The organism is Hymenobacter cyanobacteriorum (assembly GCF_022631375.1).
In the GTDB taxonomy this organism is placed as follows: Bacteria; Bacteroidota; Bacteroidia; order Cytophagales; family Hymenobacteraceae; genus Hymenobacter; species Hymenobacter cyanobacteriorum.
This window is the reverse complement of sequence record NZ_JALBGC010000005.1, coordinates 275,333-292,876: the sequence shown is the minus strand read 5'-3', so window position 1 is coordinate 292,876 and position 17,544 is coordinate 275,333. Positions and strand designations below refer to the sequence as shown.

Below are 17,544 nucleotides of genomic sequence, written 5' to 3'. Positions count from 1 at the left end.
GCTGCGTTTTCGGCTTGGCTGCAATGCCGGCTTTGTTTTCCATTCTTCAATCACACCGCATCAGCGGCTGCGCGCTGCGCGGGCGGCTGTTGTTTCGCATTTCCACTTATGGGTCCTCAGTTCCTTTTTGCCACCGGTATCGAAAACAGCAACCCCACCATCCAGAACGGCCGGCACCGGGTAGATGAGCTGGAAAAATGCAACCACTACCAGCTCTGGCAGAAGGACTTTGATTTGGTGGATGAGATGGGCATTAAGTTTTTGCGCTACGGGCCGCCCATTCACACCACGTTTCTGGGGCCGGGCAAGTACGACTGGAGCTTTGCCGACGTCACGTTTCAGGATTTGCTGCGCCGCAACATCGCGCCCATCGTCGACCTGTGCCACTTCGGCGTGCCCGACTGGATTGGCAACTTTCAGAACCCTGATTTTCCGGTGCTGTTTGCGCAGTATGCCAAGGCGTTTGCGCAGCGGTTTCCGTGGGTGCAGCTCTACACCCCGGTGAACGAGATGTACATCTGCGCCGTGTTTTCGGCCCGCTACGGCTGGTGGAACGAACAACTGAGCGACGACCGGTCGTTTGTCAACGCCCTCAAATACATTGTGAAGGCCAACGTGCTGGCCATGGCCGCCATTCTGGAAGTGCGGCCCGATGCCATTTTCATTCAGAGTGAGTCGTCGGAATATTTCCACGCCGAAAACCCGGCCGCCATCGGCCCGGCCGAAACCATGAACTCCGAGCGGTTCCTGTCGCTCGACCTCAACTACGGCCGCCGCGTGAACTCCAGCATGTACGAATTCCTGATGGACAACGGCATGACCCGCGAGGAGTACCACTTCTTCCTGAGCACCAAGATGAAGCGGCATTGCATCATGGGCAACGACTACTACTATACCAACGAGCACCGCGTGCGCGCCGACGGCAGCACCTCGGCCTCGGGCGAAGTATTTGGCTACCACGTCATCACCACGCAGTACCACGACCGCTACCGCCTGCCCGTGATGCACACCGAAACCAACATCTGGCAGGGCCCCAACGGCGACGAGGCCGTGAACTGGCTCTGGAAAGAGTGGGCCAACGTGCTGCGCGTGCGCAACGACGGCGTGCCCATGGTGGGCTTCACCTGGTATTCCCTCACCGACCAGGTGGACTGGGACAGCGCCCTGCGCGAAAACAACGGCCGCATGAACCCCGTGGGCCTCTACGACCTCGACCGCAACATTCGCCCCGTAGGCCAGGCCTACAAGCAGCTCATCGCCGACTGGAGCCAGGTGCTGCCCGCCCAGAGCGTGTGCCTGCAAGTTCCCATCGTGATGCCTCGGGAAAGCAACGAAGCCTGGGCCAAAGAGCAAAAAGCCGACGTGAAAGCCGCCAGCGCCGACACCTCAACCGCCCAGGCTAATTCCTCGACGGTTGATGCGGCCTGATTCCACGTTGTCATCCTGAGCGGAGCGAAGGACCTTATCAGGTTTGAACAATTTATTCGAGCGTGATAAGGTCCTTCGCTCCGCTCAGGATGACAGACGTTTTCAATGAATTCCTTTCTCCCCCCCCCATTCTTCCGTCCCCATGCCACTTCGCTTCCAGGATAAAGTCGTTCTCATTACCGGCGGGGCCAGCGGCATCGGTCTGGCCGCCGCCAAACGCTTCGCTGCCGAAGGCGCCCGCGTAGTGCTGGCCGATTATAACCAAGCCAACCTTGATGCGGCCGTGCCCGAAGTGCGGGCCGCCGGCGCGCCCGACGTACTGGCCAGCCTCTGCAACGTGTCGGTCGAAACGCAGGTGGCCGCGACGGTTGGTGCCACACTGGAACGGTTCGGCCGGCTCGATGTGGTGGTGAATAACGCCGGCCTCATGCAATTCAAAGCCCTGGAGGAGCTGACCGGCGACGACTGGCTGCGCATTCTGAACGTGGATTTGCTGGGGGCTTTCTACTTCACCAAGCAAGCGTTTCTGCACATGAAACCCGGCGGCAGCATCGTGAACGTGGCCAGCGTGCACGCTGTCGAAACCAGTCCGCTGGTGGCGCCTTACGCGGCGGCGAAGGCGGCCATGCTTTCGCTCACCCGCTCGTCGTCGCTCGAAGGCAAACCCAAGGGCATCCGCACCAACGTCATCCTGCCCGGCGCCATCGATACGCCCATGCTCTGGGACAACCCGAACGTAAAATCCGGCGTCGAAGTCATTGACAAAGCCGACGTGGGCAAGCCCGAAGACGTGGCCGCCATCATCGCCTACCTGGCCTCGGATGATGCCGCTTTCGTGCAGGGCGCCGAAGTACGCATCGACGGTGGCCGGCTCGACCGGCTATAGCTGAGTGAAGAGTTAAAAGGGAAGAATTAAAGCCGTTTTATGTTCGAGCTCTTCACTTTTAACTCCTAACTTTTAACTCCGATAATCCGGCACGGCGCTTGTAATACGGCCAACAACTCCTGATTCCCTCGCGCCATGAAAAAACTTGCCCTCGCCGCCCTGCTGCTCGCCACCACGTTGTCGGCCTCGGCCCAGATTCGCTTGCCTAACCTGGGCGGCATCAAACTGCCCGGTGGCATCACGCTTCCCGGCAGCAGCACCGGCAGCACTTCCAGCGGCACCCGCGTGGGCAACCTCAGCAACTCCGAAGCCGCCAGCGGCCTCAAGGAAGCGCTGTTACAAGGCATCGGCAAAGGAGCCGACCAGGCTTCGCAAACCGATGGCTTCTACCTCAACCGGCTCATCCGCATTCCCTTTCCGCCCGATGCCCAGCGCGTGGCCACTACGTTGCGCAGCATTGGCTTGGGCAGCCAGGTCGATAAGTTCGAGCTGAGCCTGAACCGCGGCGCCGAAGATGCCGCCAAAAGCGCCAAGCCCATTTTCATCTCGGCCATCAAAAGCCTCACGTTTTCGGACGTCTGGAACATTCTGACCGGCCAGAAGGACGCCGCCACGCAGTTTCTGAAGCGTACAACTTCGACCCAGCTGGTAGCCGCCTTCTCCCCCATCATGCAGAAAAGCCTCGACCAAGTGGGCGCCACGCGCTACTACACTCAGCTGGCCGGTACCTACAACCAGCTGCCGCTGGTGCAAAAAGTGCAGCCCGACCTGAACCAGTACGCCACCGGCAAAGCCGTTGATGGCCTGTTCACCCTCATCGCGCAGGAAGAGGCCAACATCCGCGAAAACCCCGTGGCCCGCACCACCGAGTTGTTGCGCCGCGTGTTTGGCGGCCGGAGCTAAGTGAGGAAGGCTACAACGAGCAACAAAGGAACGTCATGCTGAGCTTGCCGAAGCATCTCTACCGCAAGAGTAAATAAATTACTTCCTCAGTAGAGATGCTTCGGCAAGCTCAGCATGACGTTCTTTTACTAACTGGGCCGACCTAAAAAGTGGCGTATGTTTGCGGCCCTTTATCCGCAATCGTACGCCACTTTTTTTATGCCCACTCTCACCATTGGCAGCCTTGCCGAACTCGAAGCGCACACCGGCCAGGAGCTGGGCGTGTCCGGCTACCACACCATCACGCAGGCCCAAATCGACCAGTTTGCCGCCGCTACGCTCGATTTTCAGTGGATTCATACCGACGCCGCGCGGGCCGAAACCGAGTCGCCGTTCAAGGCCACCATCGCGCACGGCTACCTCACGGTGTCGCTGCTGCCCTACCTCTGGCAGCAAATTGTGGCCATCGAGAACCTGAAAATGCAGGTGAACTACGAAATCGAAAATCTGCGCTTCAACCAGGCCGTGACGGTGAACAGCGCCGTGCGCTTGCGCGCTAAAATGCTGTCGGTGGCCAACCTGCGCGGCATCGCCAAAACCCGCATCGAAGTCACGCTGGAAATTGAGAACGTGAAGAAGCCCGCCTACACGGGCGTGGTAACGTTCTTATATCATTTCCAGGAGGCGTAATACTGCTGCATACCATAAGCATTTGCATTAAAACGGCCGTCACGCGTTGCGTAACGGCCGTTTTGGTAACGTTGCTGGTCTGGCAGGCAGCCTACGCCGCCATTTCCGGGTATTCATCGCCGGCATACACCGGCTCCATGTCCTTTTCCTCGTCCTCAGTAAATAGTCGCGAGCGAATGAGAAACCGCACGCCGAGCGGGATTTCCAGCGAGAAGCTCGCGCCTCGGCCCTTCACTACATCGACGGTGAGTTGGGTGTGTTTCCAGTATTCGAACTGGCTGGCGCTCATAAAAAAGTCGCAGCCGTAGATGCGGCCCAGCCACACGTCGTTGCCGCCCACCCGAAACTCGCCCTTGGCAAAGCACATGGGCGAGGAGCCGTCGCAGCACCCGCCACTCTGATGAAACATAAGCGGGCCGTGCTCATCGCGGAGCAGGTCGATGGTGGCTTCGGCGGCGGTAGTAACGAGGACGCGGGGCGTGGGCATGGGCAGGATTTAGCAGGAATGAGCTGAAAGCGTTTCGGTCAGGTAATTATTGCCGCTTACGGCGAAAGGTGTATACGATGCCCGTACGGTCTTCGCGCACTTGCACTTGCTTATCCGGCGCAACGGTGCCCGAGCCGGGGCGACTGCGCCACTGGTAGGCCAGCTGGCGGCTTGCATCCCAGTAGTAATGGTGATTCCCGGTGCTGGCGATGCTGTTTTGCACGGCGTTGGGCATGGGGTCGACTTGCGGCGCTTCGCCGAAAGGCGTGGCTTCCGGCTGCGCTTCGGCTTTCTCCTTGTTCCAATCCGGGTTTTTGGCGCCGGGCACGGGTAAGAGCTGGGCATGCGCAACCGACATTCCACACCCTAATACGATGAGTAGCAACTGGCTTTTCATACAACGAACGTAATGGTTTTGTGTATGACGCGGCAGCCACCAAAAGGATGCTTATCGACTTAAATTAGAATGTCATGCCAAACTCACCAAAGCATCTATATCGAGCGGCTTAAACCAACGAAACGGCTTACTGCGGCGGTAGAGATGCTTCGGCTTCGCTCAGCATGACGTCCTGTTTTTTCAGCAGGCGCTGGTTCAGGGCCTAGAAGAAGCCCAGTTTCTGCTGGCTGTAGCTGATGAGCATGTTCTTGTTCTGGCGATAATGCGAGAGCATCATCTTGTGGTTTTCACGGCCGAAACCCGAGGCTTTGTAGCCGCCGAAGGGTGCGCCGGCGGGATAGTCGTGGTAGCAGTTCACCCACACGCGGCCGGCCTGGATGGCGCGGGGCACCTCGTACAGCTCGTGCGCGTCGCGCGTCCACACGCCGGCTCCGAGCCCGTAGAGCGTGTCGTTGGCAATTTCGATGGCTTCTTCCATCGTTTTGAAGGTGGTGACGGACACCACCGGGCCGAAAATTTCCTCCTGGAAAATCCGCATCTTGTTGTGCCCCCGGAACATGGTGGGCTGAATGTAGTAGCCCTCGGCCAGCGCACCGTCGGCCTGCGAGTAGGCCTCGCCGCCGGTCAGCACCTCGGCCCCTTCGGCCTTGCCGATTTCGAGGTAGCTCAGGATTTTTTCGAACTGGTCGTTGCTGGCCTGCGCGCCCATCATCGTATTCATATCAAGTGGGTTGCCGAGCTTGATGGCTTTCACGCGCTCAATCACGCGGGCAATGAAATCGTCGTAAATATCTTCGTGCACCAACATGCGCGAGGGACAGGTGCAGATTTCGCCCTGGTTCAGCGCGAACATCACCGCACCTTCAATAGCTTTGTCGAGGAAGTCGTCGTCGGCATCCATCACCGATTTAAAGAAGACGTTGGGCGACTTGCCGCCCAGCTCCATCGTCACCGGAATCAGGTTTTCCGAAGCGTACTGCATGATAAGGCGGCCGGTGGTCGTCTCGCCCGTGAAGGAGGCCTTTTGGATGCGCGGCGACGAGGCCAGCGGTTTGCCGGCTTCGAGGCCGAAGCCGTTCACCACGTTGATAACCCCGGGCGGCACCAGGTCCTGAATCAGTTCCATGAGCACCATGATGCTGGCGGGGGTTTGCTCAGCGGGCTTCATCACCACGGTGCAGCCGGCGGCAATGGCTGGGGCCAGCTTCCAGGTGGCCATCAGCAGCGGGAAATTCCAGGGAATAATCTGGCCGATGACGCCCAGCGGCTCCTGAATATTGAGCGACAGCGTGGTAGCATTCAGCTCGGTGGCGCTGCCTTCTTCGGCCCGAATCACGCTGGCGAAATACCGGAAGTGGTCGATGACCAGCGGCATGTCGGCGTAGGTAGTTTCGCGGATGGCCTTGCCGTTCTCGACGCATTCCACGGCGGCGAGGTGGGCGAGGTTTTCCTCGATGCGGTTGGCAATTTTGTTGAGGATGTTGCTGCGCTCGGTGGCCGAGGTTTTGCCCCAGGTTTTGAAGGCTTCGTGGGCGGCGTCGAGGGCTAAATCAATGTCTTCCTTGGTGCTGCGGGCTACTTTGGTGAAAACTTTGCCGTCGATGGGCGACGGGTTTTCAAAGTATTGGCCCTTCACGGGCGCGACCCATTTGCCGCCGATGAAATTGTCGTAGTGCGATTTGAACTGGGGGCGGGCCACCACAGTGGTGGTTTCTTCGAGGGTTTCAGCCATGGCTTTGTGAGGATGGGAATTAGGTGAACGAAAGATGCTGTAAAGGTCCCCGATTCCTGTGCCGGACGGTTGTGGTATTATCGCAAAGAGTGCCGAAATTGTCGCAACTTGCCCTACCATCTTCGTGTTGGGAGTGGGTACTCCCTCACCTCATTCTTTCCGCCATGCCCAGCCGCGTTCATTTGCCTACTGCCGTTGCCCCGCTCGCGCTCGAACGCCTGCATTCGCTGGTCGAAAACCGGACGGTGTACAACCTGGAAGGCTTCGAGCTGAACGTGTTCGAAACGCACCGCGCCGCCCACCGCGTGCCCCTGCGCCTCGAAGGCCTGGCCCTAACCACCATGCTGCGCGGCAAGAAGGTGATGCACCTGCCCGGCCGCGAAGCGTTCGACTACCTGCCCGGCGAAAGCGTGGTGGTGGACAAGGACGAGCTGATGGAAATTGATTTCCCCGATGCCTGCCTGTGCCAGCCCACGCAGTGCCTGGCCGTAGCCATCGCTCCCGATACCATCCGCCACACGGTGGATTTGCTGAACGAACGATACCCCAAGGCCGAGCCCCATCAACCCTGGGCCATCGAAGGCCCCGAATACGCCCACCTCACCAACACGCCCGAGCTGACCGATACGCTGGGCCGCCTGGTGGCCGTATCGCGCACTTCCGACATCAATAAAGATGTACTGGCCGGCTTCACGCTGCAGGAGCTACTGGTGCGCCTGATGCAGACGCAGGCCCGCCAACTCATTTTCCACGACTACGCCCGGCACCTCACCACCCACCGCTTCGCCGCCGTGGTGGGCTACATCAAGGACCATCTGTCGGAAAACCTGACCATCGACAAACTGAGCGCGCTGGCCTGCATGAGCAAGGCCACGTTCTTCCGGGTGTTCAAGCGCGAGTTCGGCATTACGCCGGTCGAGTACATCATCCGCGAGCGGCTGGGCGAGGCCAAGCGGCTGCTGCGCCACCCGCTGGCCAGCGTGGCGGAAGTGTGTTTGCGGGCGGGTTTTAACAACCTGTCGTACTTCCAGGCACTGTTCAAGAAGTATGAGGGCGTGACGCCGGGGGTGTATAAGAAGGATATAGCGCGGACTTTGTAGTCCGCGGCCCTAGGCCATTCCACTCGCGGACTACAAAGTCCGCGCTACAGCTAAAACACCACGCTGTACGGCACATCGGCTAGGCCGCGCACATCCTCGTGCAGCTCCACGCCCAGGATTTCGTGCACGTTGGCGCGAATGCGGTTGGCCATTTGGGTGAGCGGCAAGTCATTGCTGTCTTTGCCGAACGGGTCTTCAATTTCGTCGCCAATCATCTCCACGCCCAGCAGCGCGTAGGCCCCGAACATGGTGATGGGCACCGTGAGCCACTCGTAGGTATCGAGCAGGTTGAAGGGCATGGTGAGGATGAATACCGTGATAAAGCCTTTGATGAAATAGCTGTAGGAAAAGGGAATGGGCGTGCTTTTGATGCGTTCGCAGGCCCCGGCCACGTCGAGCAGGGCCTCGTGGTGGCGCTGGATGGTGAGGAGGTGCGTGGGCAGGATGATTTCCTCGCGCAACAGCTGTTCGTAGAATTCCTGCAGCATAGCCGCCAGGCGCGAGGGCACGTGCCGCACGGTTTGCAGGTGGTCGATGAAACCAGGCTCAACGGTTTCCAGCTTTTCGAAGCGGACGCCGTTGCGCAGGTGGCCATCGAGGGCAATGGGAAAGTTGGCAAGCAGGCGGGCGAGGTAGGCGCGGTGGGCATGGTCATCGGCCGGCAGGCGGGCGTGGAGCAGCACGGCCAGGTTGCGGCAGTTGTTCACGAGCTGGCCCCAGAGGCGGCGGCCTTCATAAAAACGGTCGTAGGCCGTGTTGGTCCGGAAGGCCAGCAACAGGCTAAGCAGGATGCCCAGAAACGAGAAAAACTCCTTGTCAACGGCCACGTTCATGCGCTCGAAGCGAATGACGAGAGCCGTAACAATGGTGGCATAAATGCCCACAAAGAGCACCCGTTTCAGCAGCAGGCGGATAATGCCCGAGGAGCGCAGGTGGCGCAGGGCCTCCCACCAATCGGTCGATTTGTAGACAATCATAAGCGCGGGGGGCGCGGCCAGGTGCTGCGCCAACGCGGCCGAAATTACGCTTCGGAATATTGGATGGCGACTATTTCCACCACTTCCTCCTGCGGCCCCAGCTTTAGCGGCACCTGCTGCTTGAGTTTCGCGCCCTGCACGGCCCGGGCAATGGGTGCCACAAAAGCCACTTTGCTTAAGGCGATGTCGGCCTCGTCTACGCCCACGATGGTGAATTTGCGCTCGAAACCCAGTTTTCCACCGCGCACGGTGCGCAACGTGACGGTGGCCCCGAAGCGCACTTCTTTGGCGGGCTGACCAGCTGGCTCCACCACTCTGGCGCTGCCAAGGCGTTCGAGGAGCAGCGCGAGGCGACCGTTGTAGAGTGAGAGGCGATGGGTGCGGTCGGTGTCGTTGCTGTGGTCGGCTTCAGCCAGGGCACGCTCGGCTTCGAGGGTAGCCAGCTCGGTGCGCAGCAGCTCCAGGCCGTGGGGCGTAACGTAATTGGGCGTGCCCGGCGGGAGGGCCGCCCGGGGCGGAATAATGGGCGGCGTTTGGGCGTCGTCTTCCCTGGTAAATCCTCGGCTCATGCTTCGGCAAACGCAGGCGCGGCGGACGGGTTGTGGGAGCATAGCGCAACCATCGGGGCCAAACCGCGGTTACCCTACGCTATTTCGCCGCTACCCTATCCCGATTCGTTCGCGCTATTGAATGTCAGAACTGCTTATTGAGCCCGCCGATGCGGCGGTTGCTCCTACCCTACCCACCCGCCGGCTCGACGGCGCCCTCGTCTGGCTCATGGCCCTCACCTGCGGGCTGGTGGTGGCCAACATCTACTACAACCAGCCGCTGCTGGCCGCCATTGGCCGCACTTTTCACCTCTCCGACAGCAGCGCCAGCCTAGTGGCCACGGCCACGCAAATAGGTTACACGCTGGGCATGCTGTTCGTGGTGCCGCTGGGCGATATGCTGGAGCGCAAACGCCTGATGCTGTTCATGCTGCTGGGCGCGGCGGCCTGCCTGGGGCTGGCGGCGTTTGCACCCAGTTTTGCGCTGCTGGCGATAGCCAGCATTCTTATCGGCATCTGCTCGGCGGTGCCGCAGCTGCTGCTGCCCATGGCCGCGCACCTGGCCCCCGAGGCCGACCGCGGCCGCATCGTGGGCCGCATCATGAGCGGCTTGCTGATTGGCATTCTGGCCTCGCGCACCGTGAGCGGCTACGTGGGCGCCCACCTGGGCTGGCGCGCCATGTTCGAAATCGCGGCCGGGCTGATGCTGGCGCTGTTAGGCCTGCTGGCCTGGCGGCTGCCGCAGGACCGGCCCAACTTCGCGGGCACCTACGGCGCGTTGATGAAGTCGCTGCTGACCCTGACCGCGACGCTGCCGGCCCTGCGCCGCTCGGCGCTGGTGGGTGGCCTGCTGTTTGCGGCCTTCAGCGTGTTCTGGACCACGCTGGCGTTTTTTCTGGAAGGCCCGGCCTACCATTACGGCAGCGACGTGGCCGGTTTTTTTGGCGTGATTGGGGCCGTGGGTGCGCTGGCCGCACCGCTGGCCGGCAAGGCCGCCGACACGCGCGGGCCCGATTTTGCCATCGGCGTAGGCATTCTGTTGGCGCTGGCGGCTTATGTGTTCATGGGCCTCACCAGCTACCACCTGGCCGGGCTGGTGCTGGGCGTGATTTTGCTGGATGTGGGCGTGCAGTCGGCCCACATCTCCAACCAGACCAAGATTTTCTCGCTGGTGCCCGAGGCCCGCAGCCGGCTCAACACCGTGTACATGACCGGGTATTTTACGGGCGGCTCCATCGGCTCGGTGACCGGCGGCCTAGCCTGGACCCACGGCGGCTGGGCCGGCGTATGCGTATTGGGAGCCGCCTTCGCGAGCGCGGCGTATCTGGTGAGCCGCTTTTACGGGCGCGAACCAGCCGCTGAGCAGGCTCACTAAAAAGACCGCGCTGGTTACCCGGCGCGGTCTTTTTATTCGTGCGTTCATCTGACACCTATTCAGCCGTTGCCAGCCGCGCCACGCAGGTTTTCAGGCTTTCGCGCCAGTGCGGAATGGCCACGCCCAGCGCGGTTTTGATTTTGGTTTTGTCCATCACCGAAAACGGTGGACGGGTGGCTTTAGTGGGGTACTCGCTGGTGCGGATGGGCGTGGTTTTCACCGCAATGCCGCTTAGCTCGAAGATGGCCGTCGCGAAGTCGTACCACGAAGTCAAACCTTCGTTGCTGTAGTGATAGAGGCCGTAGGCCGTGCTTTGGCTTTCAATAATACCTAGGATGACGCCGGCCAAATCGATGGCGTAGGTGGGCGTGCCCACCTGGTCCCAGATGACGCGCAGCTCGTCGCGCTCGCGGCCCAGCTTCTGCATGGTTTTCACGAAGTTGCCGGCAAACTCCGAGTACAGCCAGCTGGTTCGCAGCGTGAAATACCGTTCCGTGAGGCCTGGAATCACCTGTTCGCCTTCGAGCTTGGTGAGGCCGTAGATGCTAATGGGCGCGGTTTCGTCGGTTTCGGCAAGGGGCTGGTTGCCACTGCCGGCAAACACGAAATCGGTCGAAATCTGAATGAGCGTACTGCCGTGCTCGCCGCACAGGCGGGCCAGGTTCACCACGCCGTCGCGGTTGATGCGGCGGGCCAGGTCCACTTCGTCCTCGGCTTTGTCGACGGCCGTGTAGGCGGCGCAGTTGATGACGTAGGCCGGGCGGTGCTCGGCAAATAGCGCGGCCAGGCCTTCGGGATTGAGGATGTTGGCCTGCTCCTCGGCCAGAAAATGCAGGCCGGCGGTGCCGCGCTCGCGGGCCACGTGCGCCAGGCATTGCCCCAATTGCCCGGAGGCCCCAAAAACCAGTATTGTACTCATTGCTAAAACTCAGATTGGCCCGCAATTTAGCCCCGAAAGCGTAGGGTGCGGGGTTTGCCCCCGCCCGTCGTTGAACGACTCGCTGCTGAATCGTTCAACGACGGGCGGGGGCAAGCCCCGCACCCTACTGCGGCGGCAGCAGCTTCTGGCCCGCCGATACTTCCTTGCCCACAACCGCCTGCTTGTTTTTGATGGGCTCGAAGCGCACTTCGCGGGGTTGCTTCTCGCTAAGGTATTTCCAGTAGCGTAGCGGCATGTGGCGGCGGTGCAGCTTCAGGTTGCGGCGCTCGGGGATATTCACGTGGTCGAAATACGCCTGCCAGAGGTGCTTGAACAGCGGCTCCCGCTCATCGAGCACGGTGGCGGAAATGTCGGTGGCTTTCCGGCCCGTCGGGTTTTCAAACTGCACAATGTCGGTGCGCGTCAGGTCGTAGTACAGCCCGTAGTGGCGGCGGCGGTCGTAAATCAGCCAGCGCTGGTCGGCGTAGCGCTTGGTGAAGTGCGCGGCGATAAGCGGGAGCACGTCCATGTCGGGCTCGATGGTGGCGTGAAACAGCTCGTCGCTGGTTTTCTCGAAGCGCACGAAGGCTTCCATGCGGTGCTTTTCGCGAAACATCATCTGGGCCAGGCGCTGCACGCGGCGCACGTCGGCGTTGGCGTAGTTCTCGGCCACATCCACGGGCGAGCGCAGAGCCAAATCCACGTAGCGGAAAATCAGCAGTTCGCGGTCGGCATCTTCGCTGAGGAACACGTGGTAGAGGCGGGTGCGGGCCTCGTTGTCCATCGTGCGCAACAGGCCCTCCCACACGCGGGCCGCCAGCGCCTCATCGGTTTCGCGGTGGGCCGGCTGGGCAAAGAGGCCGGTTTGGGCCGTGCCTTCGGGCTGCACGCTGTTGGGCGGCGACTTGCTTTCGTAAATGCTGAACAGCACCGTAAGTAAGCCCTCAAACGTGCCGTCGTAGGTATAATCCAGCGGTGCGCCCGTAAGCCCGGGAGCCCCGGCCCGGCGTGGAGCAGCTGGTGTTGGCGTGGCAGCGGGGCGGCGGATGGGCTTCAAAGGCAGGTGGGCTTCTGGCGAAAACTTCTATATTTAAGCCAGCAAACAGCTGTCTTTTTTACACTTGGCCCCGACGATTTATGAACCTCGACACACTCCTCGGTCCCCTCAAAGGCGCTACCCGCCGCGAAGTCGGCGGCGCGCAGGTCGACGTGGTACGCACCGGCAATTCCCGCGTAAAACGGATTGTGTACCCGGTCGGTTTTCGCTGGTCGAAAGACATGAAGCCGGTGGTGGGCACCGAGCTTTGCCAGCACGCGCACGTGGGCTTTCTGGCGGCCGGCCACCTCAACATTCAGTATGCCGATGGTACGCTCGAGAAGTTCGTCGCGCCGCAGGTGGTGGCCATCGCCCCGGGCCACGACGGCTGGGTGGTGGGCAACTCGCCGGCCGTGCTCATTGAGTTCGATTTTGAGGGCGAAACCGTGGAGCGGCTGGGCCTGCGCCGCGATTAAGCAGTAGGTACCCTACGCGGCCTGCTGGCGCTGCTCGCCCTGGCGGCGGGCTTCGTGGCGGGCGCGGGCCTCGTCGTGCAGCTGGCGCACCAGCGGCATCAGCTCGCTGATGCGGCAGCAGCACGAAAGGCGGTTCACTTTATCGGACTGCGGCAGCACAACGGGCTGCGGCTGGGGCTGGCGGTGAATAACTTTCATCACAGAAAAAAGAATGTCGTGCTGCACGCCGCCCAATTGGCCGGGGTGCAGCAGCGGCGTGGAAGAATAGGAATTGAAGTCGGCTTTCATGCGGAAAATCAGGAGGCTTGGGCAAACAAATCGAGCTGCTGCGTGACGAGGGCCGAGCGTACCGAACCGGCCCCGAACAGAATCTGGCGGCGCACCTGCTGCTCGGTCAGTTCGCCGATAACGGGCTGGTGCTCGCCCCGGCAGGTGAGGAAATACTTGGCGCGCTTCAGCACCACACCCAGCTGGCGCAGCGTTTCCATATTAAGCGTGGCGAAGCGCCGGGCGGCGATGATGCGCTTGGCCGAGCGCGCGCCCACGCCGGGAATGCGCAGTATCATCTCGTAGTCGGCCACGTTCACATCGACCGGGAAAACGTGGCGGTTGCGCAGGGCCCAGGCCAGCTTGGGGTCAATTTCGAGGTCGAGGTGCGGGTGGGCGGGGTCGAGGATTTCGTCGGCCTGGAAGCCGTAGAAGCGCATCAGCCAGTCGGTCTGGTACAGGCGGTGCTCGCGGATGACGGGCGGCTGCGTGACTTGCGGCAAGCGGGCGTCGTCCGTCACCGGAATGTAGCCGGAGTAATACACGCGCTTCAGGCCGTAGCCCTGGTAAAGGCTGTCGGTGAGCTTGATGATTTGCAAATCGGTTTCGGCGCTGGCCCCCACAATGAGCTGGGTGCTTTGGCCGGCCGTGGCGAAGCCGGGCACTTTCTTGAACAGCGCCTTCTCTTCCTTATTCTGAATGATGCCGTCCCGAATCTGGGCCATCGGGGTCAGGATTTCCTGGTAGTTTTTCTCCGGCGCCAGCGTGGTAAGGGCCAACTCAGAGGGCAGCTCGATATTTACGCTGAGGCGGTCGGCGTAGAGGCCGGCTTCGGCAATCAACTCTTCGCTTGCGCCGGGAATGGTTTTGACGTGGATGTAGCCGTTGAATCGGTGCTCGGTGCGCAGCTTTTTCACGATGCGCACGAGGCGCTCCATCGTGTAGTCGGGGCTGGAGAAGATGCCGGAGCTCAGAAACAGGCCTTCGATGTAGTTGCGGCGGTAGAAGTTGATGGTGAGGTCCACGACTTCATCTACGGTGAAGGCGGCACGCTTCACATCGTTACTCCGGCGCGACACGCAGTAAGCGCAGTCGAAAATGCAGTGGTTGGTGAGCAGGATTTTCAGCAGGCTCACGCAGCGGCCGTCCTCGGTGTAGCTGTGGCAGATGCCCATGCCTTCGGCATTGCCGAGGCCTTTGCTTTCGTTTTTGCGCTTGCCCCCGCTGCTGCTGCACGACGCGTCGTACTTGGCCGCATCGGCTAATATGCTTAGTTTCTCCTGAATGCGCTCGTTCATGAAGTGGGACGTTGCTTTCGGCTTTAAAATTACGAATCAGCCCGCAATCGGGCACCATGTGTTAAGCTAATTTTTTTGGGAATAGTTTCTTTTTCCGGGAAAAACCTACGGCTATAGTTTCGCAACAGCTTAGTAAAACAACGCGTGCCGCACGCCCAACAGCCGGCCGGGCCGCAAACGCCTCCGGCTCCTTTTCGTACTTTGCGGCGTTGCCCTTACCCATGAGCTTTCGCGGTTATTATTTATTGGCCTGGCTGCCGGGCCTGCTCCTGTTGCTGGGGCTGGCCCGGCCGGCGCGCGCGCAGACGTTTGACCCGCGCTCGGCCGTGCCGCCCGACTCGCTGCACGCCACCCAAGAGGTGCTGCCCGCCCGCCCCGATTCGCTGCGCGAGCGGTTCGACCAGGAGCGGCTCATCAACCGGCTGCAGGCCTACACCCGCCGCAAAACCATCGTGGGCAAGGCCATGTCGGGTCTGCTCAATTTCACGCGGCGGCAGGAAGAGCAGGGCGGCCTCGATGCCGTGCTGCTCGACCGGCAGTTCGACCGCCACAGCTTCAAGATTGTGCGCCGCGTTGATATTCGGCCGCTTGATGCGTTCGGCTACAGCCTCACCGACTCGACCCGCCACCCGCGCACCTTCCTCGACAAAGCCGGCAACGGCCTGCACATCAAAACCTCGCGGGCCCGTATCCGGCAGGTGCTGCTGTTTCGGCCCGGCCAGCCGCTCGAGCCCCAGGCGCTGGCCGAATCGGAGCGCCTGCTGCGCCAGACGCCCGAAATCCTGGATGCCCGCGTGCTGGTGAACGAGCGCACCACCACCCGCGACAGCGTCGATATAGAAATCCTGACCACCGACGTGTTCAGCATCACGGCCGGCGTGCAGGTGGGCACGGCCACGTCGGGCACCATCACCCTCGGCGACCAGAACTTTCTGGGCCTGGGCCACCAGATTGAGAACTCCTATAATTACGGACGGGAGTACGACAACTCGCCCGGCGCCCAAACCTGGGCCTACGAGGGCAGCTACACGGCTCCGTTCCGGCACTTCCTGTATGCGCAGGCGCGCTACCGCGACGAGTTCAATTTCCGCTCGGGCGGGGTGTCGCTCAGGCGGGATTTCTACTCGCCGACCACTCGCTATGCCGGGGCCATCAACATCGACCGCTACGCGCTGAATATTTCGCTGGCCCCGCCCCCGCCCGGCCAACCCTACCGCTATTATCCGCTCAACTACGACGTGCAGGATGTGTGGGTGGGGCGCGCCCTGCGCCTGCGCTCCTACGACCTGGGCTACGAAAACCCGGGCCGCATCATTGTGGCTACCCGGGTGGTGCGCAGCCAGTTCCAGACCGTGCCCACGCCTACCCCGGTGGAGGTGCCCAACTACCAGAATTCTTACCACAACAGCACCCTGCTGCTGGGCACGGTGGGCTATTCGGTGCGCCGCTACTATAAGGACCGGTACCTGTTCGGCTTCGGCCGCACCGAGGACGTGCCGACGGGCACGCTGGTGAGCTTCACGGCGGGCTACGACATGAACAACGTGGTGCCGCGGCGCTATTTCGATGTGCGCCTGGCGGCGGCAGCCTTCAGCACCCGCACCGGCTACCTCTACGGGTCTGTAGACCTGGGCGGCTACCAGCGCCTCGATGCCGAAAGCCGGTGGGAGCAGGGTTTGCTCACGGGCGAGCTCACCTCGTTCACCAAGCTCTACCATGCCGGCAACTGGCAGTACCGACACTTTCTCAGCAGCCGCGCTACCATCGGCCTGAACCGGCGGCCCGGCGAGTTTCTGCAGGGCATCACCAACGACCGGGGCCTACGCGGCTTTTCGCCGGCCAACCCCATTCTGGCCACCAGCCGTTTTGTGCTCAACTACGAAACCACGTTGTTTACGCCGCTGTCACTGCTGGGCTTCCGGCTGGCCGGCATTGCCTTCGCCGATGCGGCCTGGGTAACCGACCGGCCCGGCGGCGGCTCGCCCTTTGCCGGCGCACCCTACACCGGCTTTGGGCTGGGCCTGCGTTTCCGCAACGAGTTCACGGTGCTGCGCACCTTCCAGCTGCTGCTGGGCTACTACCCGCGCGGCCTGAGCGCGGCCAACGGCATCCGCATGTACGAAAGCACCCGCGAAACCATCACCTTCAGCGATTTTGGGCTGGGGTCGCCCGGCGTGCCCGGCTACCAGTAGCCGGGCACTGCCCGGGCGCTAACGCAACAGCGCCCGGCCTTCTGATTGAGGGCCGGGCGCTGCGCTGGTAACTATATTAACGGGTAATTATCGGACACTAAAAGCGAACAAACGATAGCAGGCAGCGAAACCAGGCCTAGCGGCCCGAGTTGAAGGCGATGGGCAGGGTGCAGGCCACGCGCACGGGCTGGCCGTTCACGCGGCCGGGCTCCCAGGCAGGCATGGTCCAGATGAGGCGCAGGGCCTCTTCGTTGAGGCCGTTGCCGGGGCCACTTACCACGTGGGCATCCTGCACTTTGCCTTGGGCACTGAGCGTGAAGCTGATGTAGACTTTACCCGAAATGTGCCGCTGCAATGCCTGCTGCGGGTAACGGATGGATTTGCCTACGTAGGCGGCAAATGCTTTGTCGCCGCCCACAAACTGGGGCCGTACTTCGGGGTTCACAAACACCGAGTCGGGGTTGATGGCGGCCGGCGCGGCCGGGCCGGAAGGTGCAGCCTGGTTGGGGCCCGTCTGGGCCTGGCTATACCCGGTGGCAAACAAGCCCAGCAGCGCAGCGAAAACGGAAAAGCGTAAAGTATTTTTCACAGTGAGACAGGATAGATGATGTAAGCAAGGTGGTGGGCACAGTAACAACCTGCCCTAACTATGATGGAAAGCTACAAAATAGTTTTTAAGAAATTGACTTATCAACAGATTTTTGCTTCTTACAGTAGGCAAGCAAGGGAATACTATCGTGGCATTATTTAAAGGCTTAAAATCGGATAAATCGTATAATAACTTCTTTTGCGCGATTTAATGGCATTATTACGAGACTCCTTCATCAGATTGACTTTGCTTACCGGCCCGTTAT

General features: G+C 61.2%; 18 protein-coding genes. 8 read left to right on the top strand and 10 right to left on the bottom strand.

The features are described 5' to 3' along the window. Window positions 1–108 precede the first annotated feature (108 nt). The 4 genes from MON38_RS19120 to MON38_RS19105 all read left to right on the top strand — a co-directional run bounded on the left by MON38_RS19120 (window position 109) and on the right by MON38_RS19105 (window position 3,886). Complete coding sequence (locus MON38_RS19120) at window positions 109–1,428, top strand: family 1 glycosylhydrolase (RefSeq protein ID WP_241937766.1); 1,320 nt, start codon at window positions 109–111, stop codon at window positions 1,426–1,428. A 142-nt stretch (window positions 1,429–1,570) separates the two neighbouring features. Next, window positions 1,571–2,314, top strand: coding sequence for an SDR family NAD(P)-dependent oxidoreductase (locus MON38_RS19115; protein ID WP_241937765.1), 744 nt, complete (start codon window positions 1,571–1,573; stop codon window positions 2,312–2,314). Between the two features lie 135 nt (window positions 2,315–2,449). Next, complete coding sequence (locus MON38_RS19110; RefSeq protein WP_241937764.1) at window positions 2,450–3,217, top strand: DUF4197 domain-containing protein; 768 nt, start codon at window positions 2,450–2,452, stop codon at window positions 3,215–3,217. A 198-nt stretch (window positions 3,218–3,415) separates the two neighbouring features. Beyond that, window positions 3,416–3,886: a MaoC family dehydratase gene (locus tag MON38_RS19105; RefSeq protein ID WP_241937763.1), complete on the top strand. Its 471-nt coding sequence runs from the start codon at window positions 3,416–3,418 to the stop codon at window positions 3,884–3,886. A 91-nt stretch (window positions 3,887–3,977) separates the two neighbouring features. On the opposite strand, the gene MON38_RS19100 is transcribed toward MON38_RS19105, so the two are convergent. The 3 genes from MON38_RS19100 to MON38_RS19090 all read right to left on the bottom strand — a co-directional run bounded on the left by MON38_RS19100 (window position 3,978) and on the right by MON38_RS19090 (window position 6,502). Then, window positions 3,978–4,373 (bottom strand): DUF779 domain-containing protein, encoded by a 396-nt coding sequence (locus MON38_RS19100; protein ID WP_241937762.1) that lies wholly within the window; start codon window positions 4,371–4,373, stop codon window positions 3,978–3,980. 46 nt (window positions 4,374–4,419) lie between these two features. Continuing rightward, window positions 4,420–4,770 (bottom strand): hypothetical protein, encoded by a 351-nt coding sequence (locus MON38_RS19095; protein ID WP_241937761.1) that lies wholly within the window; start codon window positions 4,768–4,770, stop codon window positions 4,420–4,422. Between the two features lie 202 nt (window positions 4,771–4,972). Further along, a complete protein-coding gene (locus tag MON38_RS19090; protein WP_241937760.1) occupies window positions 4,973–6,502 on the bottom strand; it encodes an aldehyde dehydrogenase family protein in 1,530 nt (509 codons plus the stop codon). Between the two features lie 164 nt (window positions 6,503–6,666). Here MON38_RS19090 and MON38_RS19085 point away from each other — a divergent pair, with 164 nt between their 5' ends. Then, a complete protein-coding gene (locus tag MON38_RS19085) occupies window positions 6,667–7,602 on the top strand; it encodes a helix-turn-helix transcriptional regulator (RefSeq protein ID WP_241937759.1) in 936 nt (311 codons plus the stop codon). Window positions 7,603–7,652: 50 nt separating this feature from the next. Here the strand turns inward: MON38_RS19085 and MON38_RS19080 are convergent, their stop codons facing one another. Together MON38_RS19080 and MON38_RS19075 are read right to left on the bottom strand one after the other, a co-directional pair. Continuing rightward, window positions 7,653–8,579, bottom strand: a complete 927-nt coding sequence (locus MON38_RS19080) for a bestrophin family protein (protein ID WP_241937758.1) — start codon at window positions 8,577–8,579, stop codon at window positions 7,653–7,655. A gap of 44 nt (window positions 8,580–8,623) precedes the next feature. Next, window positions 8,624–9,148, bottom strand: coding sequence for a GreA/GreB family elongation factor (locus MON38_RS19075; protein WP_241937757.1), 525 nt, complete (start codon window positions 9,146–9,148; stop codon window positions 8,624–8,626). Between the two features lie 121 nt (window positions 9,149–9,269). Between MON38_RS19075 and MON38_RS19070 the strand changes: the two genes are divergently transcribed. Further along, window positions 9,270–10,502, top strand: a complete 1,233-nt coding sequence (locus MON38_RS19070) for an MFS transporter (protein WP_241937756.1) — start codon at window positions 9,270–9,272, stop codon at window positions 10,500–10,502. Between the two features lie 55 nt (window positions 10,503–10,557). Here MON38_RS19070 and rfbD read toward each other — a convergent pair whose 3' ends face one another. Both rfbD and MON38_RS19060 read right to left on the bottom strand, forming a co-directional pair. Next, entirely contained in the window at window positions 10,558–11,421 is an 864-nt protein-coding gene (gene rfbD, locus MON38_RS19065) for a dTDP-4-dehydrorhamnose reductase (protein WP_241937755.1), read from the bottom strand. A gap of 124 nt (window positions 11,422–11,545) precedes the next feature. Next, window positions 11,546–12,478: a TIGR03915 family putative DNA repair protein gene (locus MON38_RS19060; RefSeq protein ID WP_241937754.1), complete on the bottom strand. Its 933-nt coding sequence runs from the start codon at window positions 12,476–12,478 to the stop codon at window positions 11,546–11,548. Between the two features lie 80 nt (window positions 12,479–12,558). Between MON38_RS19060 and MON38_RS19055 the strand changes: the two genes are divergently transcribed. After that, window positions 12,559–12,933, top strand: coding sequence for a cupin domain-containing protein (locus tag MON38_RS19055; protein ID WP_241937753.1), 375 nt, complete (start codon window positions 12,559–12,561; stop codon window positions 12,931–12,933). A 12-nt stretch (window positions 12,934–12,945) separates the two neighbouring features. Here the strand turns inward: MON38_RS19055 and MON38_RS19050 are convergent, their stop codons facing one another. After that, a complete protein-coding gene (locus MON38_RS19050; protein WP_241937752.1) occupies window positions 12,946–13,221 on the bottom strand; it encodes a hypothetical protein in 276 nt (91 codons plus the stop codon). Window positions 13,222–13,229: 8 nt separating this feature from the next. Then, window positions 13,230–14,498, bottom strand: coding sequence for a putative DNA modification/repair radical SAM protein (locus MON38_RS19045; RefSeq protein ID WP_241937751.1), 1,269 nt, complete (start codon window positions 14,496–14,498; stop codon window positions 13,230–13,232). Between the two features lie 221 nt (window positions 14,499–14,719). Here MON38_RS19045 and MON38_RS19040 point away from each other — a divergent pair, with 221 nt between their 5' ends. Next, window positions 14,720–16,690, top strand: a complete 1,971-nt coding sequence (locus MON38_RS19040) for a BamA/TamA family outer membrane protein (RefSeq protein WP_241937750.1) — start codon at window positions 14,720–14,722, stop codon at window positions 16,688–16,690. Between the two features lie 136 nt (window positions 16,691–16,826). On the opposite strand, the gene MON38_RS19035 is transcribed toward MON38_RS19040, so the two are convergent. After that, window positions 16,827–17,279 (bottom strand): energy transducer TonB, encoded by a 453-nt coding sequence (locus MON38_RS19035; RefSeq protein WP_241937749.1) that lies wholly within the window; start codon window positions 17,277–17,279, stop codon window positions 16,827–16,829. Window positions 17,280–17,544 lie beyond the last annotated feature (265 nt).

Coding starts and splice junctions, on each gene's coding strand:
- MON38_RS19120 (WP_241937766.1), top strand. CDS start 109: ATGGGTCCTCAGTTCCTTTTTGCCACCGGTATCGAAAACAGCAACCCC.
- MON38_RS19115 (WP_241937765.1), top strand. CDS start 1,571: ATGCCACTTCGCTTCCAGGATAAAGTCGTTCTCATTACCGGCGGGGCC.
- MON38_RS19110 (WP_241937764.1), top strand. CDS start 2,450: ATGAAAAAACTTGCCCTCGCCGCCCTGCTGCTCGCCACCACGTTGTCG.
- MON38_RS19105 (WP_241937763.1), top strand. CDS start 3,416: ATGCCCACTCTCACCATTGGCAGCCTTGCCGAACTCGAAGCGCACACC.
- MON38_RS19100 (WP_241937762.1), bottom strand. CDS start 4,373: ATGCCCACGCCCCGCGTCCTCGTTACTACCGCCGCCGAAGCCACCATC.
- MON38_RS19095 (WP_241937761.1), bottom strand. CDS start 4,770: ATGAAAAGCCAGTTGCTACTCATCGTATTAGGGTGTGGAATGTCGGTT.
- MON38_RS19090 (WP_241937760.1), bottom strand. CDS start 6,502: ATGGCTGAAACCCTCGAAGAAACCACCACTGTGGTGGCCCGCCCCCAG.
- MON38_RS19085 (WP_241937759.1), top strand. CDS start 6,667: ATGCCCAGCCGCGTTCATTTGCCTACTGCCGTTGCCCCGCTCGCGCTC.
- MON38_RS19080 (WP_241937758.1), bottom strand. CDS start 8,579: ATGATTGTCTACAAATCGACCGATTGGTGGGAGGCCCTGCGCCACCTG.
- MON38_RS19075 (WP_241937757.1), bottom strand. CDS start 9,148: ATGAGCCGAGGATTTACCAGGGAAGACGACGCCCAAACGCCGCCCATT.
- MON38_RS19070 (WP_241937756.1), top strand. CDS start 9,270: ATGTCAGAACTGCTTATTGAGCCCGCCGATGCGGCGGTTGCTCCTACC.
- rfbD (WP_241937755.1), bottom strand. CDS start 11,421: ATGAGTACAATACTGGTTTTTGGGGCCTCCGGGCAATTGGGGCAATGC.
- MON38_RS19055 (WP_241937753.1), top strand. CDS start 12,559: ATGAACCTCGACACACTCCTCGGTCCCCTCAAAGGCGCTACCCGCCGC.
- MON38_RS19050 (WP_241937752.1), bottom strand. CDS start 13,221: ATGAAAGCCGACTTCAATTCCTATTCTTCCACGCCGCTGCTGCACCCC.
- MON38_RS19045 (WP_241937751.1), bottom strand. CDS start 14,498: ATGAACGAGCGCATTCAGGAGAAACTAAGCATATTAGCCGATGCGGCC.
- MON38_RS19040 (WP_241937750.1), top strand. CDS start 14,720: ATGAGCTTTCGCGGTTATTATTTATTGGCCTGGCTGCCGGGCCTGCTC.